This is a genomic window from Pseudomonas sp. NFPP28 (assembly GCF_900115535.1).
In the GTDB taxonomy this organism is placed as follows: Bacteria; Pseudomonadota; Gammaproteobacteria; order Pseudomonadales; family Pseudomonadaceae; genus Aquipseudomonas; species Aquipseudomonas extremorientalis.
Genome location: NZ_FOWT01000003.1, coordinates 615,247 through 638,500 on the forward strand (window position 1 = coordinate 615,247; position 23,254 = coordinate 638,500).

Sequence of the window (23,254 nt, forward strand, 5' to 3'; positions counted from 1 at the left end):
GGCCAACCGTGACCCCAAGGTCACTGGACTCTACCCTAAAGGATCGAAACCATGACTGACGTAGCCAAAGCTGTAGAAGCAATGAAAGCCAAATTCAACCCAGCCGCCGCTGACGGCCTGGACCTGGTGTTCGGTTTCCGCATCGACGACACCCAGAACTTCTCGCTGGTCGTGAAAAACAACACCTGTGAATTGCTGGAAGGTGAAAACCCGGACGCCCAGGTCACCCTGGTGATGGACGCAGAAACCATGAAAGGCATCGTCAGCGGCGAGACCGACGGCATGCAGGCCTTCATGGGCGGCAAGCTGCGCACCGAAGGCGACATGATGCTGGCCATGAAGCTGAGCGAGCTGTTCCCTTCCTGATTCACGGGCAACCCTGAATCCCGATCCCGCCTTTACAGGCGGGATTTTTATTTGGGTTGCAGCAACAACGCCACCAACGCACTCCACCCGGTTTGATGCGAAGCCCCCAGCCCACGCCCGGTTTCGCCATGAAAGTACTCATGGAACAGCACCAGATCGCGACTTGCCGGATCCGCCTCCAACGGCGCATATCCCACCATCGACGGCCGGGAGCCGTTTTCATCCCTCAGGAACAACCGCGTCAGCCGCTGGCTCAGACTGTCGGCCACGTCCTCCAGGGACGCCAGATAACCGCTGCCCGCCGGGTACTCCACCGAGAAGTTGTCCGCGTAATAACGGTGAAATTCGCGCAGCGACTCAATCAGCATGTAGTTCACCGGCATCCATAACGGCCCGCGCCAGTTTGAATTGCCACCGTACAGCCGCGAGTCGGATTCACCCGGCTGGTAGCTCGCACTGAGGGTGTTGCCATTCATCTTCAACGCCAGCGGTTGCTCGGCGAACGCCTTGGACAAGGAGCGCACGCCGAACGTCGACAAGAACTCCTGTTCATCGAGCATGCGCCGCAGCAGGTCTTTGGTCCGCTCGCCGCGCAGCAGCGCCAGCAACAGGCGATTACCCTGCCCCGGTTCGTTCCAGCGTGAAACCAGCCTGGCCAGGTCCGGCCGATGTTTCATGAACCCCAGCAGCCGCTCGCGCAACCCCTCCAGGCCTTCATGTTCACGCTGCTCCAGCACCAGTACGGCAAACAGCGGCATCAGGCCAACCATCGAACGCAGGCGCACCGGTTCGTTCTGGCCATCGGGGCGGTGCAGCACGTCGTAGAAGAACAGGTCCTGCTCATCCCACAGGCCTTCGGCGCTGTCGTCGACACGGTTGATGGCGCCGGCGATATACAGGAAGTGCTCGAAAAATTTCACCGCGATGTCAACGTATACCGCATTGCGCTTGGCCAGCTCCAGGCCGATGCGCATCAGGTCCAGTGCATAGGCCGCGACCCACGCCGTACCGTCGGCCTGATCCAGTTGATACCCCGGCGGCAGTGCGGCGGAGCGGTCGAACAAGGCGATATTGTCCAGCCCCAGGAAACCGCCCTGGAACAGGTTGCGGCCTTCGGCGTCCTTGCGGTTGACCCACCAGGAAAAATTCAGCAGCAGCTTGTGGAAGATCCGCTCAAGGAAATCCATATCGCCTACGCCGTTGAGCGCCTTGTCCTGCTGGTACACCCGCCAGCTGGCCCAGGCATGCACCGGCGGGTTGGCGTCGTCGAACCGCCATTCGTAGGCCGGCAACTGGCCGTTGGGGTGCATGAAGCGGTCCTTCACCAGCAGCAACAACTGCTGCTTGGCGTACGCCGGATCGATCAGCGCCATGGCCACTGCCTGAAAGCCCTGGTCCCACGAGGCATACCACGGGTATTCCCAGGTGTCGGGCATGGAGAGGATGTCGAAGTTGGACAGGTGGCGCCAATGAGTATTGCGGATATGCAGGCGCTCGGGCGGCGGCGCGGGTTGTGCGGGGTCGCCGTCGAGCCATTGATTGACGTCGAAATAGTACAGCTGCTTGGACCACAGCAACCCGGCCAGTGCCTGACGCTGCACATTGCGCGCATCGTCGTCGGCCATGCCACGTTGCAGGGCGGCGTAGAAGTCATCCGCTTCCTGGCGGCGTTGTTCGAACAGCTTGCGCGCGTTGACCTGTGGCGCGTCGACAGGGGCAAAGCGCAGGTAGAGCGTTTTACTTTCCATCCCGGCAAGTTCGACGACGAAACGCGCCGCGACTTTGGTACCGCTGTCACGCCGAATTGCCGAGTGAACACCCTCGACCACGTAATCGTTGATCCCGTCCTTGAACGGCCCCGGCGCCGGCTGCCCATCCAGCCTGGGGTAGTTGGTTTCGTTCTCGCAGAACAGCCACTCCAGCCCGTCCTGGCCCCAGGCGCCGAGATGACGGTCCGGCAGTTCCGGATGGCGTGCCAGCACCTGCTCCCCGTCCAACATCAACTGCGGCTTGGGCGCGTCAAAGGTCCAGCTCCAGTCATTGCGCGCCCACAGTTGCGGCAGCACCTGCAGCCGCGTCGGCTGGTCCGAGCGATTGTGCACGGTGACGCGCATGAAGATATCGTCGGGCTGGTGCTTGGCGTACTCGACGCTGACATCGCAGTAGCAGTTGTCTTCGAACACGCCGGTGTCGAGGATCTCGTACTCGGCATCAGCCAGCCCACGGCGGGCGTTTTCGCTGATCAGGTCGGCGTAGGGAAAGGCGGCATGGGGGTATTTGTAGAGCATGCGCATGTAGGCATGGCTCGGTACGCCGTCGACGAAAAAGTACAGTTCCTTGACGTCTTCACCGTGGTTGCCCTCGGCGTTGTCGAGACCGAACAGGCGTTCCTTGAGGATCGCGTCGCGCTCGTTCCACAGGGCCAGGCCCAGGCACCAGCGTTGCGCCTTGTCACTGAAACCGGCCAGGCCATCCTCGCCCCAGCGGTAGGCGCGGCTGCGTGCATGTTCATGGGGGAAGTAGGCCCAGGCGTCGCCGTCGGCGCTGTAGTCTTCGCGCACCGTGCCCCATTGGCGTTCGCTCAGATAGGGACCCCACTCGCGCCAGCGCTCGGCATCCTGCTGCGCCAGGCGCTGACCTTCGGTTGTCTCAAGCATTCGAGTGTCGGGTGTGGCCGTCATCGGGTCCTCCAGCGCCTACCAGGTGAGAGGCAGTGTAGAGCCCAATGACGCCCGGGTGCACATGAAGACTTAGAAGATGGCGTAGGTGTAGTTGAAGATCAGGCGGGTCTGGTCCTGGTCGGCGGTGCCGGTGTTCTTGCCGTGGTAGGTACCGGTACGGAAGGTGGTACCGAAGCCTTTCAGGGGACCTGCCTGCACCACGTAGTCCAGGCGGAAGTCGGCTTCGTTTTCCTTCTGGTCAGGGCCGCCGGCGACCTTGGCCTTGATGTCCGAACCGTCCAGGTAGGCCACGGACACCTTCAGCCCAGGTACGTACGCCTTGAAGTCATAGGTGTATTGGCCAAAGTTGACCTGCTCGCCCGCGCGGGAGAACTGGCCGACCACGGCGTCGGTGAACAGGTAGAAGTCGCTGCCGCCGGCGCCTTGGGCATGCGGGTCGGCGAGGCTGCCCTGGTTGACCCAGACGAAACCGCCGTCGTCACCTACGCCAATGTGGCCGAGCATCAAGCTGCTGCCGCCCAGTTGGTAGGTGAAGGCCGCACTGTAGGTTTTGTTGTCGACTTCGCCGGCGTGTTTGGCGTAGCCACCGTTGTTGTTGAATTGGTAGCCGCTTTCGCCGTTCTTGCCGTCGCTGCGGCTGTCGAAGTAGCGCAGGTCGGTCTTGAACGACTGGTCATTGCCCAGCGGCAGGGTATGGACCAGGCCAACGTAGTTCTGTTTGTAGAAGTCTTGCAGTTGGGCGTAGTAGTACTGCAACGTCAGGTTTTTCGCGATCACGTTGTCGGAAGAACCAAACGGCTTGTAGTCCACCCCACCGAACTTGAAGCTGTCGCTGTCGCGAGTACCACCGGCCACGCTCAGGCCTGTGGAGTTGCTGGAAGCACGGCCTTCGGCGCGGTTCAGCTCACCACCGGTGAAGGTGACATTGGGAATGTCGTTGGAGGTCAGGATACCGCCATCAAAGGTCTGCGGTGCCACGCGACTGTCGTTGGACACCAGGATCGGCAGCACCGGCGCCAGGCCACCACCGACGTGCAACTCGGTCTGGGAAATACGGAACTTCACATTGCCGGCGGCACGCCCGAAGGAGTCGGCCGGTTCAGTGCCATTGTTCCTGGTCGGGAAGAAGCTGTTGCCGTTACCCGCCAGGCCCGGACCCGCCGTGTGGCCGTCGCCACCGTCCAGGCGCAGGGCGCCGAAGGCCATGACATCGAAACCCAGGCCAACGGTGCCTTGGGTGAAGCCGGACTTGTAGTCAAAACGCAGCGCTGTGGCGGCTTCGCGCAGATCGTTGTTGGTGCCCGAGCGGTTATCCGCGCTGTAGTACATGGTCCGTGAGCTGACAGACGCATGGCTGTCTTCAAGGAAGCCGCTGTGACCGTTGCCGGTGCCCAGCGAGCCGAGCCCGAAGTCATCGGCGTAAGCCTGTTGTGCAAGAACGGCGGCGGTGATCGACAACGCCAGTGTAGAAATTTTCATTAACGACAGCCCCTAAACATTTTTTTATGTGTCTGGTGTGCATAACGGCGTTTTCATCCTTGCAAACGTGACGATTCTTTCACGCCGGCCGGGGCGGACTTCGTGAAGAATTAGTTAGGAAAAACGCCCGAAAATGAAATTTCACACGGGCCGTTTTTTGTCATCTTCACGTCATCTCATTCATTTGCAGAATGAAGTCCTGAAGAATCTTCGTTTGCAAGGCGGCGTTGCGCTCAACAAAATCCAGCAAAAGGCCACTATCCTCGCCCCCGCCATCAGGAATTTTTCTATGCCCAGCACCGCACAGGTCAGCCCCGACGAGATCCGCAAGGGCTTTTCCAAGGCCATGTCCGACATGTACCGAGATGAAGTTCCGTTGTATGGCGCGCTGATGGAGCTGGTGGCCGAGACCAATGCGCACGTGCTCGACACCCAACCGCTGCTGGCGCAACAGCTGCAACGCACCGGCGAAATCCAGCGCCTGGACATGGAACGCCACGGCGCGATCCGCCTGGGCACCGCCACCGAGCTGGCCACCATCCGCCGCCTGTTCGCGGTGATGGGCATGCAGCCGGTGGGCTACTACGACCTGACCCCGGCTGGCGTGCCCGTACACTCCACCGCGTTTCGCGCCGTGCATGAACAGGCGTTGCAGACCAGCCCGTTTCGCGTGTTCACCTCATTGCTGCGCCTGGAACTGATCGAAAACCCCGACCTGCGCGCCTTCGCCGAAACCGCCCTGGCCAAGCGTTCGATCTTCACCTCCGGCGCCCTGGCGCTGATTGAAAAAGCCGAAAACCAGGGCGGACTCAACGCCCAGGATGCCGACGAATTCATCCGCCAGGCCCTGGAAACCTTCCGCTGGCATCACACCGCCACCGTCACCGGCGCGCAGTACCAGCAACTGAGCGACCAGCACCGCCTGATCGCCGACGTGGTCGCCTTCAAGGGCCCGCACATCAACCACCTGACCCCACGCACCCTGGACATCGACCAGGTCCAGGCCGCCATGCCCGGCAAAGGCATCACGCCCAAGGCCGTGATCGAAGGCCCGCCACGCCGCCACTGCCCGATCCTGCTGCGCCAGACCAGCTTCAAGGCCCTGGACGAACCCATCGCCTTCACCGACGCCCAAGGCAGCCACAGCGCACGCTTCGGCGAAATCGAACAACGCGGCGTGGCGTTGACGCCCAAAGGCCGCGCGCTCTACGACCAACTGCTGAACGCCGCCCGCGACGCACTGGGCGCCTTCCCCAACGAGGGCAACGCTGCACGCTATGTCGAATTGATGGAACAACACTTCCAGGCCTTCCCGGACAACCATGCCCAGATGCGCGAGCAGGGCCTGGCCTACTACCGCTACCTCCCCACCGAGCAAGGCCTGGCGGCACGCGGCAGCGCCGATCAACCACGCACCCTGGAGGCACTGATCGCCGCCGGCCACATCGACGTGGAACCGTTGGTGTATGAAGATTTTCTGCCGGTGAGCGCGGCGGGGATTTTCCAGTCGAACCTGGGGGATGCGGCGCAGAGTCACTACGCAGCCAACTCGAACCAGGCCGAGTTCGAACAGGCACTGGGCCGGCGGACGATTGATGAATTGAAACTGTATGGCGAGACGCAGCAGCGCTCCATCGATGAATGCACCCAGGCGCTGCTGGCATGAACTGAAGTACCCACCCGGCTCACCAGCGCAATCCTTGCGCTGCAACAGTCCCCAGAGCCGGGTGGGCGATGGGCATGATAGGCAGTGAGTGGGATGATGTCTTTCAGTCAATTCTGAAAAAATGTGAACGGGGCGAACGTCCCTGTTCACTGCGCAATAAAACAACGATGCTGCAGCAGATTCCCCTGCGTGCGGCCGATATGACCAAGCCTTCATTTACCTATCTATTGGCGGCCTCCAGCGGCTTAGCTGCCAATATTCTCCTTGGGGTATCGTCGCTGTACTGGCGAGAGCTGAACGAACTCACGCCCCAGGTTCTGGTTGCCTACAGGGTCCTGCTATCCCTGCTCGCACTGGCTGTGATCATTGGGTTTGGCCAAGGCTTTCGTCACCTCGTAAAGCTCAATATCCGCACCTTAGGCCTGCACTGCACTGCTTCTTTTTTGGTAGCCGTTAACTGGGGATCCTTCATATGGGCATCCCTGCACGGCCATGTGCTTGAAAGTGGCTTCGGCTATTTGCTTGCCCCGTTTTTATCGATAACGATGGGCGTCTTTTTCTACCGCGAGAAGCTCAGGCCTGCACAGACTGTTTCAATGCTGACTATCATGGCCGCAGCCTTGCTGCTGGCGCTAACCAGCAGCGAGCTCAACCACTGGATTTACGTGCTGATCGCCGTCACTTGGGGGAGTTACACCTGCATCAAAAAAGCCACGCCGTTGAATGCGGTAGAGGGCTTGTTCGTCGAGACTCTGTTTTTAACACTCGCCATCGTGCTCGCTGTTGCGCTGCTTGGATGGAGCCTTGCCTGGCCAGATCCCATGTCAACTCAGGCTCAGTGGCTGATTCCCCTGGCAGGCGTAATATCGGTCGTGCCCTTGATAATGTTTGCCTACGCCATCGGCAGAATCCCACTTTCCCAGGCAGCCTTATTTCAATTCGTATTGCCCATCACGCAGCTTGTGATCGCTGTGTATGTGTACAAGCAACCGATCTCGATAAATGCGTTGCTGCTGTACTCATTCACGGTAGGCGTGCTGATAGTGCTCATAATCTATGAACTGGCGACTCAAAAAAAATAGTAATTGCAAGGTGACGCGTATGTGCTCCCAAACTCCAGACATAAGCCCCACTGCGCTTATCATGCGTGCAATTCAAAAATACACCACAAAGAACAACTCACATTAAACCCAACAGAAAAATACTACACGCATTTAGGAAGTCCTACATTTGCACAATGCTGGCAACATGGCTTCTACTGAGTGCCATTCAGGAATGATCAGCCTCCTTCCCGCCCCCAAAACAGACACTCAACAAGCATGCTTAAACCTATCAAAAACAAGAACGACAACTTATATTACGTTTTGTCTGTCTTCATGAACCTGGACGTCCAGAGAAGCTTATTTGTACTTTACCTACTGCAACTCGGTATCACCCAGGGAGAGATAGGTATCCTACAATCATTCTTGTTTTTTTCTTCAGTCGCGCTGGAAATCCCCTCTGGTTTACTCGCAGATCGATATGGTCGCAAGTTCACACTTATCATCAGCTTTTTAGGCTTGTGTATGAGTGGGATTGGTTTTTTGCTATTTTCGTCTTTTATTCCCTTCGCAATCATATTCTGCCTATTCGGTGCCAGCATTGCCATGGGGTCTGGTTCAGACAGAGCATTGCTGTATGACAACTTACTGGCAGAACATCGGGCTGATGAGTATCCTAAAATATTGTCACGCGCCCGTGCTATTGGTGCGATATCGCTGAGTTTGTCCATGCTTCTTGGCGGTGTCATACAAGACACCTTGTCTTGGAACGGAGTCTATATTTTTTTTGCAGCATCAAAACTCATCGGCGCCATCATTGTAGTATTCAACTCCGAAATCAAGCTTCCACCTATTTCACTAAACCCCAACAACGTAAATGAATTAAATACGACAACCGCAGAGGGTAGCTTTATTTCACTCATCAAATTTTTCAGTTCCAACAGAGGTGCTTTACTTATACCTCTCTTTGTTGGATATGCTCTATTTGAACTCTCAACCATTCCTCTTTTCATCTACGGCCAGCCATTCTTCTCCCAGCAGGGTCTAGAAATACCTGTTGTTGCCGGCATTTATGCCGCAGTTGAAATTATATCGGCTGCTATGTTTATGGTTGCAGGATATATTTGCTCCAGATTCACGCTTGGGGTGATAGCCGTCACCACCACCCTCATTGTCACAGCACTTCTCTTCACCCTATCTTTGAATACCGGAACACTCTCTTCAGTCGCAGTATTTATTTTAATCATGTCACTCCCCGCTATCTATGAAACTGCCTACGAGACCTACATCAATGACAACATAGAGTCACGTATTCGAGCCTCCTGCCTCTCCGTCGCCAATCTAGTCAATTCGATCATCATCGGTATCTCCTACACTGTCTTCGGCGGGCTGCTGGATAGATATGGTTTCTCGTCAACGTTGATTGTTGTTGCAGGCGTCTGTTTTATGGGGCTATTTTTTGCAAGTACTACCTTACTGCTAAGTGGGCAACAACGTTGTAAAAAGAGCAAAAAGCTTGAATCAACCCGGTTTACTGGAGATGCGCCGTGACAGGCCTAAAGCCGGGTAGATAAAATACGTCCATAACCTTGTAGGAGCACGCTTGCTCCTACAAGGAGGCTCGGTTGTGATCAGCCCAACTTCACCACAATCTCATCTTTGATCAACAAGCGTTTCTTCTTCAGCTTCTCCACATCCTCGTCGCTGGCACTTGCCGACTCCGCCTTCAGCACCTCTTTGTCAGCGTCGTCGTACTGCGTGAGCAGCGAGTCCAGGCGTTTGTCGCTCGCCCTGCGTTCGTGAACGACTTCCTTGCTCAACCCCAAGTCCTGATACAGGTCGTGTTTCACTGGCATGGCGTACCTCCGCATGTTGATCAATGGCTTACGCCCTAGAAGCTAGACCATTGCGAGGGGTCTTGTCATGTTCAGGGTCAATACAGCCCCGTTCGTCGCGGCGCGGGCGTTTGGATCAAACCTTTGCCGCGCCCTGCCCTCCACTCTAGATAGCCACCCGAGGGAGAACGGTTTCATGACGCACGCTGCCACCGCTGTCGACACCCAATGCATCAACACCCTCCGCACCCTGGCCATGGATGCCGTGCAAAAGGCCAATTCCGGCCATCCGGGCACGCCCATGGGCCTGGCGCCGGTGGGTTATACGCTGTGGAGTCGTTTCCTGCGTTATCACCCGCAACATCCCGACTGGCCCAGCCGTGATCGGTTTGTGCTGTCCGTCGGCCATGCCTCGATGTTGCTGTATTCGCTGCTGCACCTGGCCGGTGTGGTGGAACTGGATGCCGACGGCAAGCGCACCGGCCAGGCCGCTGTCAGCCTGGACGATATCAAGCAGTTTCGCCAAGCGGGCTCCAAAACCCCCGGCCACCCCGAATACCGTATGACCACTGGGGTGGAGACCACTACCGGCCCGCTCGGCCAGGGCTGTGCCAACAGCGTCGGCATGGCGATGGCCGAGCGTTGGCTGGCCAAGCGCTTCAACCGCGAAGAAAAAACCCTGTTCGACTACAACGTCTACACCCTGTGCGGCGACGGCGACATGATGGAGGGCATCAGCGGCGAAGCGGCGTCCATGGCCGGGCATTTGAAACTGGACAAGCTGTGCTGGATCTATGACAACAACACCATCAGCATCGAAGGCCACACTGAGCTGGCGTTCAGCGAAGATGTGATCAAGCGCTTCCAGGCGTATGGGTGGCACACCCTGCATGTGACCGATGCCAACGACTTGCAAGCCCTGAGCAATGCCTTGGAGGCGTTCCATTGCAACCGCGGCGCGCCCACCCTGATTGTGGTCGACAGCGTGATCGGCTACGGCTCCCCGCACAAACACAACACGGCCGCCGCCCATGGCGAGCCCCTGGGCGAAGAGGAAATTCGCCTGACCAAGGCAGCCTATGGCTGGCCCGAGGATTCCAGCTTCCTGGTTCCCGATGAGGTGCGCACGCAATTGCGTGATGTTTTGCTTGAGCGCAGCGAGCCGCTGTATGAAAAGTGGAGCGAACACCTGTCCCAGCTGGAACAGTACGAACCGGAATTGGCCGATGAATTGAGGCGCATGCGTGCCGGGGAAATGCCGGAGCACTGGCAGAAACACCTACCGGATTTCGATACCGACGCCAAGGGCATCGCCAGTCGTGCCGCCGGCGGCAAGGTGCTGAATGCGTTTGCCGAACAGATCCCCTGGCTGCTGGGCGGCTCGGCCGACCTGTCACCGTCGACCAAGACCAACCTCACCTTCGACGGCGCCGGGCGTTTCAGCGCCGAGGACTACAGCGGGCGCAACCTGCACTTCGGCATTCGTGAACATGCCATGGGCGCCATCGCCAATGGCATGGCATTGTCCTACCTGCGGCCGTACACCTCGACCTTTCTGGTGTTCAGCGACTACATGAAGCCACCGATCCGCCTGGCGGCAATCATGGAACTGCCGGTGGTGTTTGTGTTTACCCATGATTCGATTGGCGTGGGTGAAGATGGGCCAACGCACCAGCCGATCGAGCATCTGATCCAGTTGCGCGCAACGCCGGGGCTGCTGACCTTGCGCCCCGGTGACGCGAATGAAACCCGCGAGCTGTGGAAGGTGGCGCTGGCACAGACCCATCGGCCAAGTTGCGTGGTGCTGTCGCGTCAACCGCTGCCGACGCTGGATCGTACGCGGTACGCGCCGGCATCCGGGGCCGCCAGGGGCGCTTACGTGCTGGCGGGTGCAGATGCGCCCCAGGTGATTCTGCTGGCCACAGGCAGCGAAGTCAGCCTGGCGGTGGCGGCGTATGAGCAGTTGAAAGACGAAGGGATTGCCGCGCAGGTGGTGTCCATGCCCAGCTGGGAGTTGTTCGAGGACCAGGACCAGACGTACCGCGACAGCGTGTTGCCGCCGGCGGTGAAAGCGCGGGTCGTGGTGGAGCAGGCAGGCCCCCTCGGCTGGGACCGGTATGTGGGGCAGACCGGCGCCAAGGTGGTGATGAACAGCTTTGGTGCGTCGGCGCCGTTGGCACAGTTGCAGGAGAGGTTCGGGTTTACCGTGGAGAATGTGGTGAAGCAGGCGAAAGCGCAGATCCAACTGACTCAACAGTGATCGAAATGTGGGAGGGGCGGTGCGACGGTTCGGCTTGCCCCCGATGACAGTGTGTCAGTCGCATATCAGTTGACTGACACACTGTCATCGGGGGCAAGCCCCCTCCCACAAGTTCTCATCCGCTTTTAGTTCAGTTCTTTGGTCAGGAATGGCGCAGTCCGGCTGGCCTTGCTTTTGGCAACTTTCTGCGGCGTACCACTGGCCACCACCTTCCCGCCCATATCCCCCGCCCCCGGCCCGATATCGATCACCCAGTCACTCTGCGCCACCACGCGCATTTCATGCTCCACCACGACCACTGTATGCCCCGCGTCCACCAGCTGGTTCAACTGGTTGAGCAGGCGGTCCACATCCCGTGGATGCAACCCGGTGGTGGGTTCATCCAGCACATACAGGGTGGCGCCCCGCGCATTGCGTTGCAGCTCGGTCGCCAGTTTGATGCGTTGTGCTTCACCACCGGACAGCTCGGTCGCCGGTTGCCCCAGGCGCAGGTAACCCAGGCCGATATCCCGCAGCACCTGCAGCGAACGCAACACCCCAGGCTGCTCGGCAAATACCTCCACCGCCTGTTCCACTGTCAGCCCGAGCACGTCGGCGATGCTCAAGCCTTGCCATTTGATCGCCAGGGTCTCGGGGTTGTAGCGTGCGCCGTGGCAGGTCGGGCATGGCGCATACACGCTGGGCATGAACAGCAGTTCAACGCTGACAAAGCCCTCGCCTTCACAGTTCGGGCAACGGCCCTTGGCGACATTGAAGGAGAACTGCCCGGCATCGTAATGCCGCTTCTTCGCCGCCGGAGTGGCCGCGAACAGCTTGCGCACGTTGTCGAACAGCCCGGTGTAGGTCGCCAGGTTGGAGCGTGGCGTGCGGCCGATGGGTTTCTGGTCGACCTGCACCAGGCGGCGGATATGCTCCAGCCCGGCGCGGATGTGGCCCCCGCTGGTTTGCGGGGCGTCGTCTTCCAGGCTTGGTTCTTCGTCGTTTTCCATCACACGCCCAAGGCCGGCGCCCACCAGCTCCAGCAGTGCCTGGCTGACCAGGCTGGACTTGCCCGAGCCGGAAATCCCGGTGACCGCCGTGAAGCAGCCCAATGGGAAATCCACGTCCAGGCCCTTGAGATTATTGCGCGTCACACCTTCCAGTTGCAGCCAGCCGGTGGCTTCACGGCGCACCTGAGCCGACACGCGCTGTTCCGCGAATAGGTACGCACGGGTCTGCGACGCCTCCACCTGCGCCAGCCCCGCCGGCGGGCCGCTGTACAGCACCTGCCCGCCCTGTTCACCGGCCGCCGGGCCGACGTCGATCAGCCAATCGGCGCGGCGCATGGTTTCCAGGTCATGCTCCACCACAAACAATGAATTGCCGGCCGCCTTCAAGCGGTCAAGGGCGGTGAACAATGCCTCGCCGTCCGCCGGGTGCAGGCCTGCCGAAGGTTCGTCCAACACGTAGATCACGCCGAACAACTGCGAACCCAATTGCGTTGCCAGGCGCAGTCGCTGCAACTCGCCGGACGACAAGGTCGGTGTGCTGCGCTCCAGGGACAGGTAACCCAGGCCCAGTTCGGTCAAGGTACTGACCCGCTCCAGCAAGTCCTGGGCGATGCGCTGCGCGGCCAGGCGTTTCTCCACCGACAGCTTCATCTTGTCCTGCCCCGCCGCCACCGGTCGCAGCAACTCGGCCAACTGCGTCAACGACAGTTGCGATAACTCGCCGATGTCCACCCCGGCAAACTTCACCGACAGCGCCGCCTGGGTCAGCCGCTTGCCATCGCACAGCGGGCAGGCGCTGCCCTGCATGAACTGCGACACGCGCTTTTTCATCAGCGCACTCTGGGTATGGGTGAACGTGTGCAGGATGTAGCGCCGTGCGCCGATGAAGGTGCCCTGGTAGCTCGGCTCCAGTTTGCGCTTCAACGCATCGCGGGTCTGTTCCGGGGTGAAGCCGGCGTACACCGGGACGGTGGGGGTCTCTTCGGTAAACAGGATCCAGTCGCGCTGCTTTTTCGGCAGGTCGCGCCAGGGGATGTCCACGTCATAGCCCAGGGTCACCAGGATGTCCCGCTGGTTCTGCCCCTGCCACGCCAACGGCCAGGACGCCACCGCACGCTGGCGAATGGTCAGGGAAGGATCGGGCACCATCAGCGCCTCGGTCACTTCATACACACGCCCCAGGCCATGGCACTGCGGGCACGCGCCCTGGGGCAGGTTCGGCGAAAAGTCTTCGGCGTACAGCATCGCCTGCCCCTTCGGATAACTGCCGGCGCGGGAGTACAGCATGCGGATCAAACTCGACAACGTGGTCACGCTGCCCACCGACGAGCGCGCACTCGGCGTGCCGCGCTGCTGTTGCAGGGCCACGGCAGGCGGCAGGCCTTCGATGCTGTCCACGTCCGGCACGCCGACCTGGTCGATCAACCGCCGTGCATAGGGCGCCACCGACTCGAAATAGCGACGCTGGGCCTCGGCATACACCGTGGAAAACGCCAGGGACGATTTGCCGGAACCCGACACCCCGGTGAACACCACCAGGGCATCGCGGGGGATATCCACATCGACGTTGCGCAGGTTGTGTTCGCGGGCGCCGCGCACGCGGACAAAGCCCGAGGGTTGGGCAGTGATAGAGGGAATATTGCGCGTTGAAGTCATGGACAACCTTGTCGGGCGGTGAGCACGCTGCGCACCCGTTGCGTCAGCGCTTCGGGGCTGTAGGGTTTGCTCAGCAGATGAATATCGGGGCTCAGCAAGTGATTGCTGGAGAGAATGTCACGAGTGTGGCCGGAGGTGAACAGCACCGGCACCGCAGGCGTCTGCTGGCGGGCCCAGTCGGCCAGGTCGGTGCTTTTGACGCGGCCGGGCATGACCACATCGGTGAAGATCAGGTCCGGTGGCGAGCCTGCCTGCAGTTTCGACATAGCCTGGTCACCGTCTTCGGCGGTAAGTACGGTGTAGCCGGACTGTTCGAGCAACTCCACGACGGTCAGGCGCACACCTTCATTGTCCTCGACCACCAGGATGGTTTCCTGGCCGCCGCTGTGCTGCACCTGGTCCATATGCACATCGAGGCTTTCCGGTTCCAGGCTGTGGGGGAAATACATCTGCACCACCGAGCCCTTGCCCTCCTCGCTCCACATTTCCACATGCCCGCCACTCTGGCGCACAAAGCCGAACACCATGCTCAGGCCCAGGCCGGTGCCATGGCCTTCACGCTTGGTGGTGAAGAAGGGTTCAAAGGCACGCTTGAGGGTGCTCTCGGACATGCCGACGCCGGTATCGGCCACCTCCAGGCGCACATACTCGCCGGGCTTGATGCTTTTACCCGCGCAATCGGCCGGATTGAGGATGATATTTTCGCCGGAGATGCGGATCACGCCTTCGCCCTTCATGGCGTCGCGGGCATTGATCGCCAGGTTGAGCAGCGCGTTCTCCAGTTGGTTGCGGTCGACATTGATAAACCAGGCATCCTGGGGCATCTGCACGTCGATATGGATGGTTTCGCCCAACGCCCGTTGCAGCAACTCGCCAAGCCCCGCGTAAATGCGTTGCGGGTTGTACACCGCCGGCGACAGCGGTTGGCGCCGGGCGAACGCCAGCAGTTGCGAGGACAGCTTGGCCCCACGCTCCACCGCCGCAATGGCGGCCGTGACACGCCGCTGCACCTGGGCGTTGTCCGGTTCCTGGCGGGCCAGCAGGTGCAGGTTGCCGGCGATCACTTGCAGCAGGTTATTGAAGTCGTGGGCCACGCCGCCGGTGAGGCCGCCAATGGCTTCGAGTTTCTGCGACTGGCGCAACTGGTCCTCGGCCGCGGAGCGCGCCTGCACTTCGGCGGCCACCCGTTGTTCGAGGTTGTGCGTGAGTTCCCGGCGCACCTGTTCGGACTTCACCAGTTCGGTGGTCTCCACCACAATCGCCAGCACGCCGGCCGGTTGTTGATCGTCGCCGGCCACCGGACTGTAGTAGAGGTCCAGCCACACGGTTTCCGGCTGGCCGTTGCGCAACAGCACCAGGTCCTTGTTGTTGAATGACAGGGTGCCGCCGGCCAGGCAGGTGTCCATCACATGCCGATTGAAGTCGGCCACTTCCGGCCAGCCGAGTTCCACCGGTGTGCCCAGCAGGTAGGGATGACGGCCACCGGCAAAGGCCGAGTAGCTGTCGTTATAGATCATGTGCCCCAGGCGTCCCCACAACATCACCATCGGCACGGGCGAAGCCAGCATCATCTGTACGGTACACGCCAGGCTGGTGGACCAGCGGTCAATGGGGCCCAGGTCGGTGCCCGACCAATCGAATGCGCGGATCCGCTGGGCCATTTCACCGGCCCAGCCTTCGCAGCCGTGGGGGTTGGATAAGAATTGCATCGGTTGGCTCTGTGCGCTAAGAGAACATCGGCAAGTTTTGGAGCGCTGCAAACCCGGATGGTTTCACCTCATCTGCATCAGAAGTGATTACAGCAGAAACCACGGGACTCAGTGAAAATCCCGACTGCGCACATTGATCCCTTCCAACAAGGGCGTCAGGTCGGTCAGGCGCCCGGCGATCAAGTGCCGCACCTCGCCCACCGCTTCCCAGCGCCCGTCCACCTTCAACAGCCGCGAGCCCACCAGCGCCTGGCGTTGACGCTCGGCCAAGTCACGCCAGACCACCACATTGAGGTTGCCGAATTCATCTTCCAGGGTGACAAAGGTCACACCGCTGGCAGTCCCCGGGCGCTGTCGACCGGTCACCAGCCCCGCAACGCTGACATTACGGCCGTGCTCCACCGCCATCAGTTCATGGGAGCTGCGACAGCGGCGCTTACGCAATTCATCCCGCAGCAACGCCAGAGGGTGCGGCCCCAGGGTCGTGCCCACAGTGGCATAGTCAGCCTGCAGGTCTTCACCCACGGTCGGTGCCGGCAACTCGACCGCCGCCTCATCCGGGCTCGGCAGGCCGGCAAACAGCCCCAGTTGCTTGTGCACGCCGGCCACCGCCCAGCGCGCCGTGTGCCGGTTGTCAGCCAGGGCGCGCAAGGCCCCGGCATCCGCCAACAAGGCCTGGGCACGTGCATCCAGCCCGGCGCGCTCGTCCAGGTCGGCAATGTCGCTGAACGCTCGACGCAGGCGCGCGGCTTCGATGCGCCGCCCATCTTCTTCGCGAAACCCGGAGATCATGCGCAAGCCCATGCGAATCGCCGGTTGTGCACCATCGATGGGCTCCAGGCTGCAATCCCAATCGCTGGTCTGCACATCCACCGGCCGGATCTGCAAGCGATGGCGCCGTGCATCCTGCAGGATCTGGTCCGGGCTGTAGAAGCCCATGGGCCAACTGTTGATCAGCGCACAGGCAAACGCCGCCGGTTCATGGCACTTGAGCCAGCAACTGGCGTAGGTCAACAAGGCGAAACTGGCCGCGTGGGACTCAGGAAAGCCATAGCTGCCAAAGCCTTTGATCTGCTCGAAGATCTGCGCGGCAAAGGCTTCGGTGTAACCGTTTTTCAGCATGCCGGTGCGCAGGCGCTGCTGGTGCGGCTCCAGGCCGCCGTGGCGTTTCCAGGCGGCCATGGAGCGGCGCAACTGGTCGGCCTCGCCGGGGCTGTAGTCGGCGGCAACCATGGCGATCTGCATCACTTGCTCCTGGAACAGCGGAATGCCCAGGGTACGCTCCAACACCACTTTCAGCTCCGGCGAAGGATAGGTGGTCTCCTCCTCCTTGTTCCGCCGCCGCAGGTACGGGTGCACCATGCCGCCCTGGATCGGCCCGGGTCGCACGATGGCGACCTCGATCACCAGGTCATAGAACTTCTGCGGCCTGAGCCTTGGCAACATCGACATCTGCGCCCGCGACTCGATCTGGAACACGCCGATAGTGTCGGCCTTGCTGATCATCGCGTAGGTGGCCGGGTCGTCCTGGGGGATCGTCGCCAAGGCCAGGTCGCGGTGGCGATGGCGGCGCAGCAAGTCGAAGCAACGACGGATCGCACTGAGCATGCCCAAGGCCAGGATATCCACCTTGAGCAAGCCCACGGCGTCGAGGTCGTCCTTGTCCCACTGGATGATGGTGCGCTCGGCCATGGCGGCGTTTTCCACCGGCACCAGGGTGTCCAGCGGGTATTCGGAAATCACGAAGCCGCCGGGGTGCTGGGACAAGTGCCGAGGGAAGCCGATCAACTGCTGGGTGAGCGTGAGCACTCGGCGCAGCAGTGGGCTGTCGGGGTCGAAGCCGCTTTCACGCAAGCGCTCCAGCGGCGGGGCGTCGTCGCTCCAACGCCCACAGCAGTCGGCCAGGGCGTTGATCTGGTCCGGCGGCAGCCCGAGGGCCTTGGCCACATCGCGCACCGCACCGGCGGCGTGGTAACTGCTGACCACCGCCGTCAGCGCCGCGCGGGTGCGGCCGTAGCGCTGGAATACGTACTGCAACACTTCTTCGCGGCGCTCATGTTCGAAGTCCACGTCGATGTCCGGCGGCTCGTTGCGCTCCCTGGACAGAAAGCGCTCGAACAACAGGCTCGTCAGGCTCGGGTCGATCTCGGTGATGCCCAAGGCAAAACACACCGCCGAGTTGGCCGCCGAGCCGCGGCCCTGACACAGGATCGAACGGCTGCGGGCGAACTGCACAATGTCATGCACCGTGAGGAAATAGCTTTCGTAGCCCAGCTCGCTGATGAGCCTCAGTTCGTCATGGATCTGCTGCAAGGTCTTGGCGTCGACCCCCTGAGGCCAGCGCTGGGCGATGCCCGCTTCGGTCACGGCACGCAGCCAGGATTCGGCGTCGTGGCCGCTGGGCACCAGTTCATGCGGGTAGTGATAGCGCAACTGGCTGAGGTCGAAGGTGCAACGCCGGGCAATCGCCTGGGTTTCATCGAGCAGGGCTTGCGGGTACAGCGCGGCCAGGGCATCGAGGCTGCGCAGGTGCCGCTCGCCATTGGGGTGCAGGCGCGTGCCGGCTTCGGCCACCGGCACGTGATGACGGATGGCGGTCATGGTGTCTTGCAGAGCGCGGCGGCCACGCGCATGCATGTGCACATCGCCACAGGCCACCGCCGGGATGTGCAGGCTGGCGGCCAGGTTCAGGCGTTGCTCCAGGTGGCGCGCATCGTCCTGGCCGCAGTGCAGGTGCACCGCCAGCCACAGGCGCCCGGCGAAGGTGCGGCGCAGCCACTGGATCGAGGCCTGGGTGTCGCCGTCCTCGGCGACCCACAGCGCCAGCAGGCCGGGCAGCGGTTGCTCGAAGTCCTCGTGCAACAGGCGATAGCTGCCTTTTTCCGCGCGCCGCCGGGCCACCGTGATCAAGCGGCACAGGTGCTGGTAGCCGCTGAGGTCTTCCACCAGCAGCACCAGTTTCGGGCCGTTTTCGATGCGCATCTCGCTGCCGATTATCAGCGGCAATTCCACCGCCTTCGCCGCCTGCCAGGCCCGCACGATGCCCGCCAGGGTGCATTCGTCAGTGATCGCCAGGGCGCTGTAGCCTTGGCGCTTGGCCCGTTCGAACAGCTCCAGCGCACTCGACGCACCGCGCTGGAAGCTGAAGTTGGACAGGCAGTGCAGCTCGGCGTAATTCATGCAAACCAGCCTTGCAGCCACAACCCATCGCTTTGCCCGACGTTACGAAAGGCCCAGCCTTGCTGGCCGGCGCGGGTCTGGATCAGGTAGTAGTCGCGGCGGATATCGGCGCCGTCCCACCAGCCCGACTCGATGCGTTCCGGCCCCATGAGGATATTCACGCCGTGTTCGGCCAATAGCGTAGGTTCGCTCAGCAACCAACCGGGGCGTTGCACCTTGTGCAAGGTCGGGCAGAGGTTTTTGTCGCTCGCCGCTTGCCAGGCGCATTCGGGGCGATGGTCGGCGTGGAAGCGCAAGCCCTGCACGGCCTCATCGCCGAGACGGGCGCGCAGGCGTTCGCGCAATTGTTCCCACGGCAAGGTCTGTTGCGGGCGGTCGTCGAACAGGTCCTGGCGCTGCGGCACGAACACCGGCAAATCCTGGGCGACCAGGCGGAAACCGCGTACCGGTGAGGTGACCTGTACCTGCTCCAGGCGACCCCGGGCCAATTCAAACAGCATCGCCGGTTCGCGCTCGGCGCTGAGCAGGCCGACCTTGATCACCGTGTCCGGCGCCTGGGCGTGTTCCAGGTGCAAGTCAAAGCGCTGCACGCCACTGTCGCGGCCACACAGGAAGGCCGACAGATCTACCGTCAAGCGTCGCAAAGGAAACAGCAGCGCCTGATGGGACTGCACGTCGAAATTCAGCTCGATGCGCACGTCGAATCGGTCCGGGGGCTGATAGAACGCCAAGGCCAATGGGCGCTGCCCGGTCAATGCGTCCAGGTGCTTGAGCAGGTCGGCATCAAAGCGTCGCGCCAAGGTGTGCCGAGGCAGCGCTTGCACCTGGGCCAGACGGCGCAGGCCCATGCGCGACAACGCCGTGGCGGCCTGCGGGTCGAGGCCGGCGCGATCGATGGGCAGCGGCGCCAGGGCCTGTAGCAAGCCGTGATCCTGCACCGCCAAACCATCGTAGAAATTCGCCAGCACCCGCGCCGCCGCCGGGTTGGGCGCAGCGACGATGCGGTGACGAAAACCCAGTTCGGTCAATTCCTGGCGCAAGCGTGCTTCGAACCGCGGCCACGGCCCGAACAGGCCCAGGCTCGATTCAATCTCGAACAACAAGGCACGCGGGTAATACAGGCTGACCTGGGAACTGAACTGGTAGGCCCAGGCAGCCAGGAACTGTTGATGGCGCTCGATCTCGGCGGGGTCGTATTCGACGCTGGCAAAGGTTTTGGTCAGGGCATGCGCCGCCGTCAGGGATTGACCGGGGCGCAGGCCCAGGGCGCGGGCGGCGTCATTGACGGTTTGCAGCACGCGCCGCTGTGGCGTGCCGGCCAGCAGGGCCAAGGGTTGGTCCGGCTCGGGGTGCACACGCTGCACCCCGTCCAGCGCCAATTGCGGGAAGACAATACACACCCAGCGCATGACAACCTCAGTGCCCCGCCAGGGCAATCGGCGCCGGATGGGCCAGCCCGCCCCGACACTTGAGCACCCTTACCTGCGCGGGCTTGGCCTCCACGGCCAGGCGTAACGCGGCGGGCGATGAGTTGACTGACTCACTCAAGGCGCGCCAGGCAAACGCCAGGGTCTGCCCGGTTTCCGCCGCCACTTGCAGGCGCCGCAGCGCCCGGTCATCGGCCTTGCGCGGCCAGCACAGCACCGCCCCGCAACTGCCGGAACGCAGGCATTGCTCCACCGCCCACAGGGCATCGCGTTCCTCGGCCTGGATCACCGAGAGCAGGCGCAGGTCCACCCCGGCGTTCTGCCAGGCATGGGGGTACGGTGTATACGGCGGCGCCACCAAGACAATGCGCTCCCCTGCCTTCGACAAGCGCGCCAGGGTCGGCAGCACCAGTTGCAATTCGCCCACACCTTCCTTGGCCATGAGGATTTCACTCAAGGCCGCCTCCGGCCAGCCGCCCGTGGGCAGCACCGCGTCCAGCGCCGCCAGCCCGGTGGGATGCACACTGGACGGCGGAGCGGCGGGCCGGCCCTTCCAGACACGCCCGCCATTGAACAGCGTGTCCAGCGCAACCACGGCGCCCATCAGCCTTGCCTCACCAAACCGCAGAACACCCCTTCGATGGCAAGGTCCTGGTCGGGCCCCACCACGATGGGTTGATACGCGGGGTTGCGCGGCAGCAGACGCACGTGGTCGCCACTGCGCTCGAAACGCTTGATGGTCACATCGCCGTCCAGGCGCGCCACCACGATCTGCCCGTTCAAGGCCTCGGCACTTCGGCGTACGCCGACCAGATCACCGTCGAGAATGCCGTCCTCGATCATCGAATCGCCCTGCACCCGCAACAGGTAGTCCGGGGTTTTCGCGAAGGTCGACGGGTCCAGTTGCAGGCGGCTGTGCACTTCGGCATCGGCGCCGATGGGCAAACCTGCGGCCACGCGACCGAGCACCGGCACATCCAGCCATTCCGGGCGCGCCGGCTGGTTGAGCAAACGAATGCCACGCGCCTGGTTGGGGTTGACCTCGATAAACCCGGCTTCGGTCAGCGCCAGCACATGCTTGCGCGCCACGCTGCGCGAGGCAAAACCGAACGCCTCGGCGATCTCGGCGAGGCTGGGAGGCTGGCCTTGTTGCGCGATGCGGTCGCGGATAAAGGTCAGGATGGCGGTACGGCGGGGGGTTAGAGTCGTCATGGAGTACATTTGTACTCTTGTGGGAAATTTCTGACAATAGCCGCTAGTCGCGTGATAGCGGACGAGCACTGTCGAACCGTCCCACATAACCGCCGGATAAGCGCTACTCCCCTGCCCTGCAAACGTCCGCAAAGTCCCTCGCCTGACTACACAGTGCGAGGGATTGCAGATGGCGTTATGGGTTTTGGCTCCGGTTGATGGGGCTGTTTCATGATCGAAGTGACCAGCCAAACCATTGGCTATTTGGTACTGGCCACCCTGGATTCAAAGACGCGAGACGTCGAATCCGTTATCCGCGACTTCAAGCGCTGCCTCAATCACTACGACGCCTGGGCTTCGAGCTTTTTCAGCTTTTCGGCGCTGGATATCGAGCAGGTCTTCAAGGTTGGAGATGAAGTGGCGCTGGTCGCGCCGATCAATCGCTCCCGGTTTCCCAGCACCACCACCGCAACCTGCCAGGCAGACGGCACGCTGACCCTGGTGCATATGTTCCAGAGTTCTCGATTTGTGCCGATTGGCGATACGCCCGTGATGGTGCAGCGCATTGATCCGAAGGGTGGCCCGCTCGGGGAGCCCATCCATAAAACCATCGGACCCAGCGGCATTCTCGAAATCAAGGAATGTGATCGTAACCAGCAGTACCGGGTCAGTTTCTATCCCAACGTTTCCAAGGCGCACTTCAAGGCGCTGTACGCCTCTTATCAGTCGGTTATCGAACCGCTGGAAGGCTGGCTGCGCCGTGAATGGGCCACCACCTTCGCCGCCTTGTGGAAGGGTTATTCCGAAGCCAATTTTCTCAAGCGCTACCTCTCGCTGCACGAAGCCTATGCACGCGGGTTTAGTGGGGCGTTGTATTCACTCTGGGACAACATCACGCAGATGCTTCAGTGGTTTCTGGACCCGCTGAAGCATGCCGAAAAGCTGCTGCATTACCTGAGCCAGGAAGAATTCGAAAAGCTGTTGAAGCTCGGCACCGAAAGCATCGCAAAGGGCTTGCTGGTGCTGAGTGATGAGCCGTTGCTGTTCATTTATCTGTCGGCAATGGTCAGTTGGACGCGGATGTTGCCGCCGCCTTATATGAATGAGCTGCTGGGGGAAATCAGCGCTGAAGTATTGATCAATTTGCTGCTGTGCCTTGCCACGGCAGGTATGGGGATGGCGGTACGCATCAGTACGAAGGTGCTGGGCAGCATCAAGTCTCAACGTGCGCGCAAATGGCTTGAGCACATGGCTGGGCAGTTCGGGAATTTTCGTGCGGATCACACGCAGGTGGCCAAGCCGATATTGCTCAGTAGCCAGGCGACGACGATCAAGACGATTCCGGATGCACCGTTGAAGGCTGGGGATCAGGTGGTCTCCAACGCGGTGCCGGTGGTACGCAACAAGTCCCAGCGAACCGCGTTGGTGCGGCAAGAGACCGTGGATGATGTGCCGGTTTCTGCTCGCAACCCGAATGGGGATGCGGCGGCATCTTCGGACAAGACCGTCACCAACGGCTGCCCGGTGTCGATGGTCACCGGCGAGGAACTCCTGACCCTCACCGATGGGACGCTGGACGGGATCTTGCCGTTTGAGTGGACGCGGTTGTATCGCACCAGTGCGGTGGAAGTGGATGTCGGGCTGGGGTTTGGCTGGAGTCACGCGCTGGCGCATCGGCTGGTGGTTGTGGGTGATGCGGTGGTGTGGACCGATCATGAAAACCGCTCCACCACCCTGCCCTTGCCGTCGACTTTTCGCCCCGCAATCACCAACAG

The 23,254-nt window shown here is 61.4% G+C and carries 15 protein-coding genes; 6 read left to right on the forward strand and 9 right to left on the reverse strand.

The genetic code is table 11. The features are described 5' to 3' along the window. Nucleotides 1-51 precede the first annotated feature (51 nt). Nucleotides 52-366: an SCP2 sterol-binding domain-containing protein gene (locus BM110_RS11440; protein WP_071493079.1), complete on the forward strand. Its 315-nt coding sequence runs from the start codon at nucleotides 52-54 to the stop codon at nucleotides 364-366. 47 nt (nucleotides 367-413) lie between these two features. Here the strand turns inward: BM110_RS11440 and BM110_RS11445 are convergent, their stop codons facing one another. Both BM110_RS11445 and BM110_RS11450 read right to left on the reverse strand, forming a co-directional pair. Beyond that, nucleotides 414-3,047: an MGH1-like glycoside hydrolase domain-containing protein gene (locus BM110_RS11445; protein WP_092244379.1), complete on the reverse strand. Its 2,634-nt coding sequence runs from the start codon at nucleotides 3,045-3,047 to the stop codon at nucleotides 414-416. A 69-nt stretch (nucleotides 3,048-3,116) separates the two neighbouring features. Next, complete coding sequence (locus BM110_RS11450; RefSeq protein WP_093513409.1) at nucleotides 3,117-4,526, reverse strand: OprD family outer membrane porin; 1,410 nt, start codon at nucleotides 4,524-4,526, stop codon at nucleotides 3,117-3,119. A 289-nt stretch (nucleotides 4,527-4,815) separates the two neighbouring features. On the opposite strand from BM110_RS11450, the gene BM110_RS11455 reads away from it, so the two are divergent. The 3 genes from BM110_RS11455 to BM110_RS11465 all read left to right on the forward strand — a co-directional run bounded on the left by BM110_RS11455 (nucleotide 4,816) and on the right by BM110_RS11465 (nucleotide 8,783). Next, entirely contained in the window at nucleotides 4,816-6,192 is a 1,377-nt protein-coding gene (locus tag BM110_RS11455; protein ID WP_093513410.1) for a 2-oxoadipate dioxygenase/decarboxylase HglS, read from the forward strand. Nucleotides 6,193-6,260: 68 nt separating this feature from the next. Continuing rightward, nucleotides 6,261-7,274, forward strand: coding sequence for an EamA family transporter (locus BM110_RS11460; protein ID WP_139220327.1), 1,014 nt, complete (start codon nucleotides 6,261-6,263; stop codon nucleotides 7,272-7,274). Between the two features lie 294 nt (nucleotides 7,275-7,568). After that, nucleotides 7,569-8,783 carry an MFS transporter gene (locus tag BM110_RS11465; protein ID WP_093513424.1) on the forward strand — a complete coding sequence of 405 codons (1,215 nt, stop codon included), beginning with the start codon at nucleotides 7,569-7,571 and terminating at the stop codon, nucleotides 8,781-8,783. Nucleotides 8,784-8,863: 80 nt separating this feature from the next. Here the strand turns inward: BM110_RS11465 and BM110_RS11470 are convergent, their stop codons facing one another. Continuing rightward, the gene (locus tag BM110_RS11470; RefSeq protein ID WP_071488022.1) at nucleotides 8,864-9,088 is read right to left on the reverse strand and encodes a DUF465 domain-containing protein; all 225 of its coding nucleotides are present in this window, start codon (nucleotides 9,086-9,088) and stop codon (nucleotides 8,864-8,866) included. Between the two features lie 175 nt (nucleotides 9,089-9,263). Between BM110_RS11470 and tkt the strand changes: the two genes are divergently transcribed. Further along, on the forward strand, nucleotides 9,264-11,327 hold the full coding sequence (gene tkt, locus BM110_RS11475; protein WP_093513412.1) for a transketolase: 2,064 nt from the start codon (nucleotides 9,264-9,266) through the stop codon (nucleotides 11,325-11,327). Between the two features lie 125 nt (nucleotides 11,328-11,452). Here the strand turns inward: tkt and uvrA are convergent, their stop codons facing one another. The 6 genes from uvrA to lexA form a co-directional block, all read right to left on the reverse strand. Further along, nucleotides 11,453-13,972 carry an excinuclease ABC subunit UvrA gene (gene uvrA / locus BM110_RS11480; protein WP_093513413.1) on the reverse strand — a complete coding sequence of 840 codons (2,520 nt, stop codon included), beginning with the start codon at nucleotides 13,970-13,972 and terminating at the stop codon, nucleotides 11,453-11,455. Beyond that, nucleotides 13,969-15,681 carry an ATP-binding protein gene (locus BM110_RS11485; protein ID WP_092244395.1) on the reverse strand — a complete coding sequence of 571 codons (1,713 nt, stop codon included), beginning with the start codon at nucleotides 15,679-15,681 and terminating at the stop codon, nucleotides 13,969-13,971. The genes uvrA and BM110_RS11485 overlap by 4 nt, the downstream gene beginning before the upstream one ends. 108 nt (nucleotides 15,682-15,789) lie before the next feature. Then, nucleotides 15,790-18,882, reverse strand: coding sequence for an error-prone DNA polymerase (locus tag BM110_RS11490; protein WP_218189512.1), 3,093 nt, complete (start codon nucleotides 18,880-18,882; stop codon nucleotides 15,790-15,792). Beyond that, complete coding sequence (locus BM110_RS11495) at nucleotides 18,858-20,270, reverse strand: Y-family DNA polymerase (RefSeq protein WP_093513415.1); 1,413 nt, start codon at nucleotides 20,268-20,270, stop codon at nucleotides 18,858-18,860. Before BM110_RS11495 ends, BM110_RS11490 begins: the two co-directional genes overlap by 25 nt. 7 nt (nucleotides 20,271-20,277) lie before the next feature. Next, complete coding sequence (gene imuA / locus BM110_RS11500) at nucleotides 20,278-20,892, reverse strand: translesion DNA synthesis-associated protein ImuA (RefSeq protein ID WP_092244404.1); 615 nt, start codon at nucleotides 20,890-20,892, stop codon at nucleotides 20,278-20,280. After that, nucleotides 20,892-21,509 carry a transcriptional repressor LexA gene (gene lexA, locus BM110_RS11505; protein WP_093513416.1) on the reverse strand — a complete coding sequence of 206 codons (618 nt, stop codon included), beginning with the start codon at nucleotides 21,507-21,509 and terminating at the stop codon, nucleotides 20,892-20,894. Before lexA ends, imuA begins: the two co-directional genes overlap by 1 nt. A 201-nt stretch (nucleotides 21,510-21,710) precedes the next feature. Between lexA and BM110_RS11510 the strand changes: the two genes are divergently transcribed. Next, a partial coding sequence (locus BM110_RS11510; RefSeq protein ID WP_256575392.1) for a DUF6531 domain-containing protein occupies nucleotides 21,711-23,254 on the forward strand: 1,544 nt, incomplete at its 3' end.

What these genes read in the sequence shown, in the direction of transcription:
- BM110_RS11440 (WP_071493079.1), top strand. Translation starts at nt 52, where the DNA reads ATGACTGACGTAGCCAAAGCTGTAGAAGCAATGAAAGCCAAATTCAAC.
- BM110_RS11445 (WP_092244379.1), bottom strand. Translation starts at nt 3,047, where the DNA reads ATGACGGCCACACCCGACACTCGAATGCTTGAGACAACCGAAGGTCAG.
- BM110_RS11450 (WP_093513409.1), bottom strand. Translation starts at nt 4,526, where the DNA reads ATGAAAATTTCTACACTGGCGTTGTCGATCACCGCCGCCGTTCTTGCA.
- BM110_RS11455 (WP_093513410.1), top strand. Translation starts at nt 4,816, where the DNA reads ATGCCCAGCACCGCACAGGTCAGCCCCGACGAGATCCGCAAGGGCTTT.
- BM110_RS11460 (WP_139220327.1), top strand. Translation starts at nt 6,261, where the DNA reads ATGGGCATGATAGGCAGTGAGTGGGATGATGTCTTTCAGTCAATTCTG.
- BM110_RS11465 (WP_093513424.1), top strand. Translation starts at nt 7,569, where the DNA reads ATGAACCTGGACGTCCAGAGAAGCTTATTTGTACTTTACCTACTGCAA.
- BM110_RS11470 (WP_071488022.1), bottom strand. Translation starts at nt 9,088, where the DNA reads ATGCCAGTGAAACACGACCTGTATCAGGACTTGGGGTTGAGCAAGGAA.
- tkt (WP_093513412.1), top strand. Translation starts at nt 9,264, where the DNA reads ATGACGCACGCTGCCACCGCTGTCGACACCCAATGCATCAACACCCTC.
- uvrA (WP_093513413.1), bottom strand. Translation starts at nt 13,972, where the DNA reads ATGACTTCAACGCGCAATATTCCCTCTATCACTGCCCAACCCTCGGGC.
- BM110_RS11485 (WP_092244395.1), bottom strand. Translation starts at nt 15,681, where the DNA reads ATGCAATTCTTATCCAACCCCCACGGCTGCGAAGGCTGGGCCGGTGAA.
- BM110_RS11495 (WP_093513415.1), bottom strand. Translation starts at nt 20,270, where the DNA reads ATGCGCTGGGTGTGTATTGTCTTCCCGCAATTGGCGCTGGACGGGGTG.
- imuA (WP_092244404.1), bottom strand. Translation starts at nt 20,892, where the DNA reads ATGGGCGCCGTGGTTGCGCTGGACACGCTGTTCAATGGCGGGCGTGTC.
- lexA (WP_093513416.1), bottom strand. Translation starts at nt 21,509, where the DNA reads ATGTACTCCATGACGACTCTAACCCCCCGCCGTACCGCCATCCTGACC.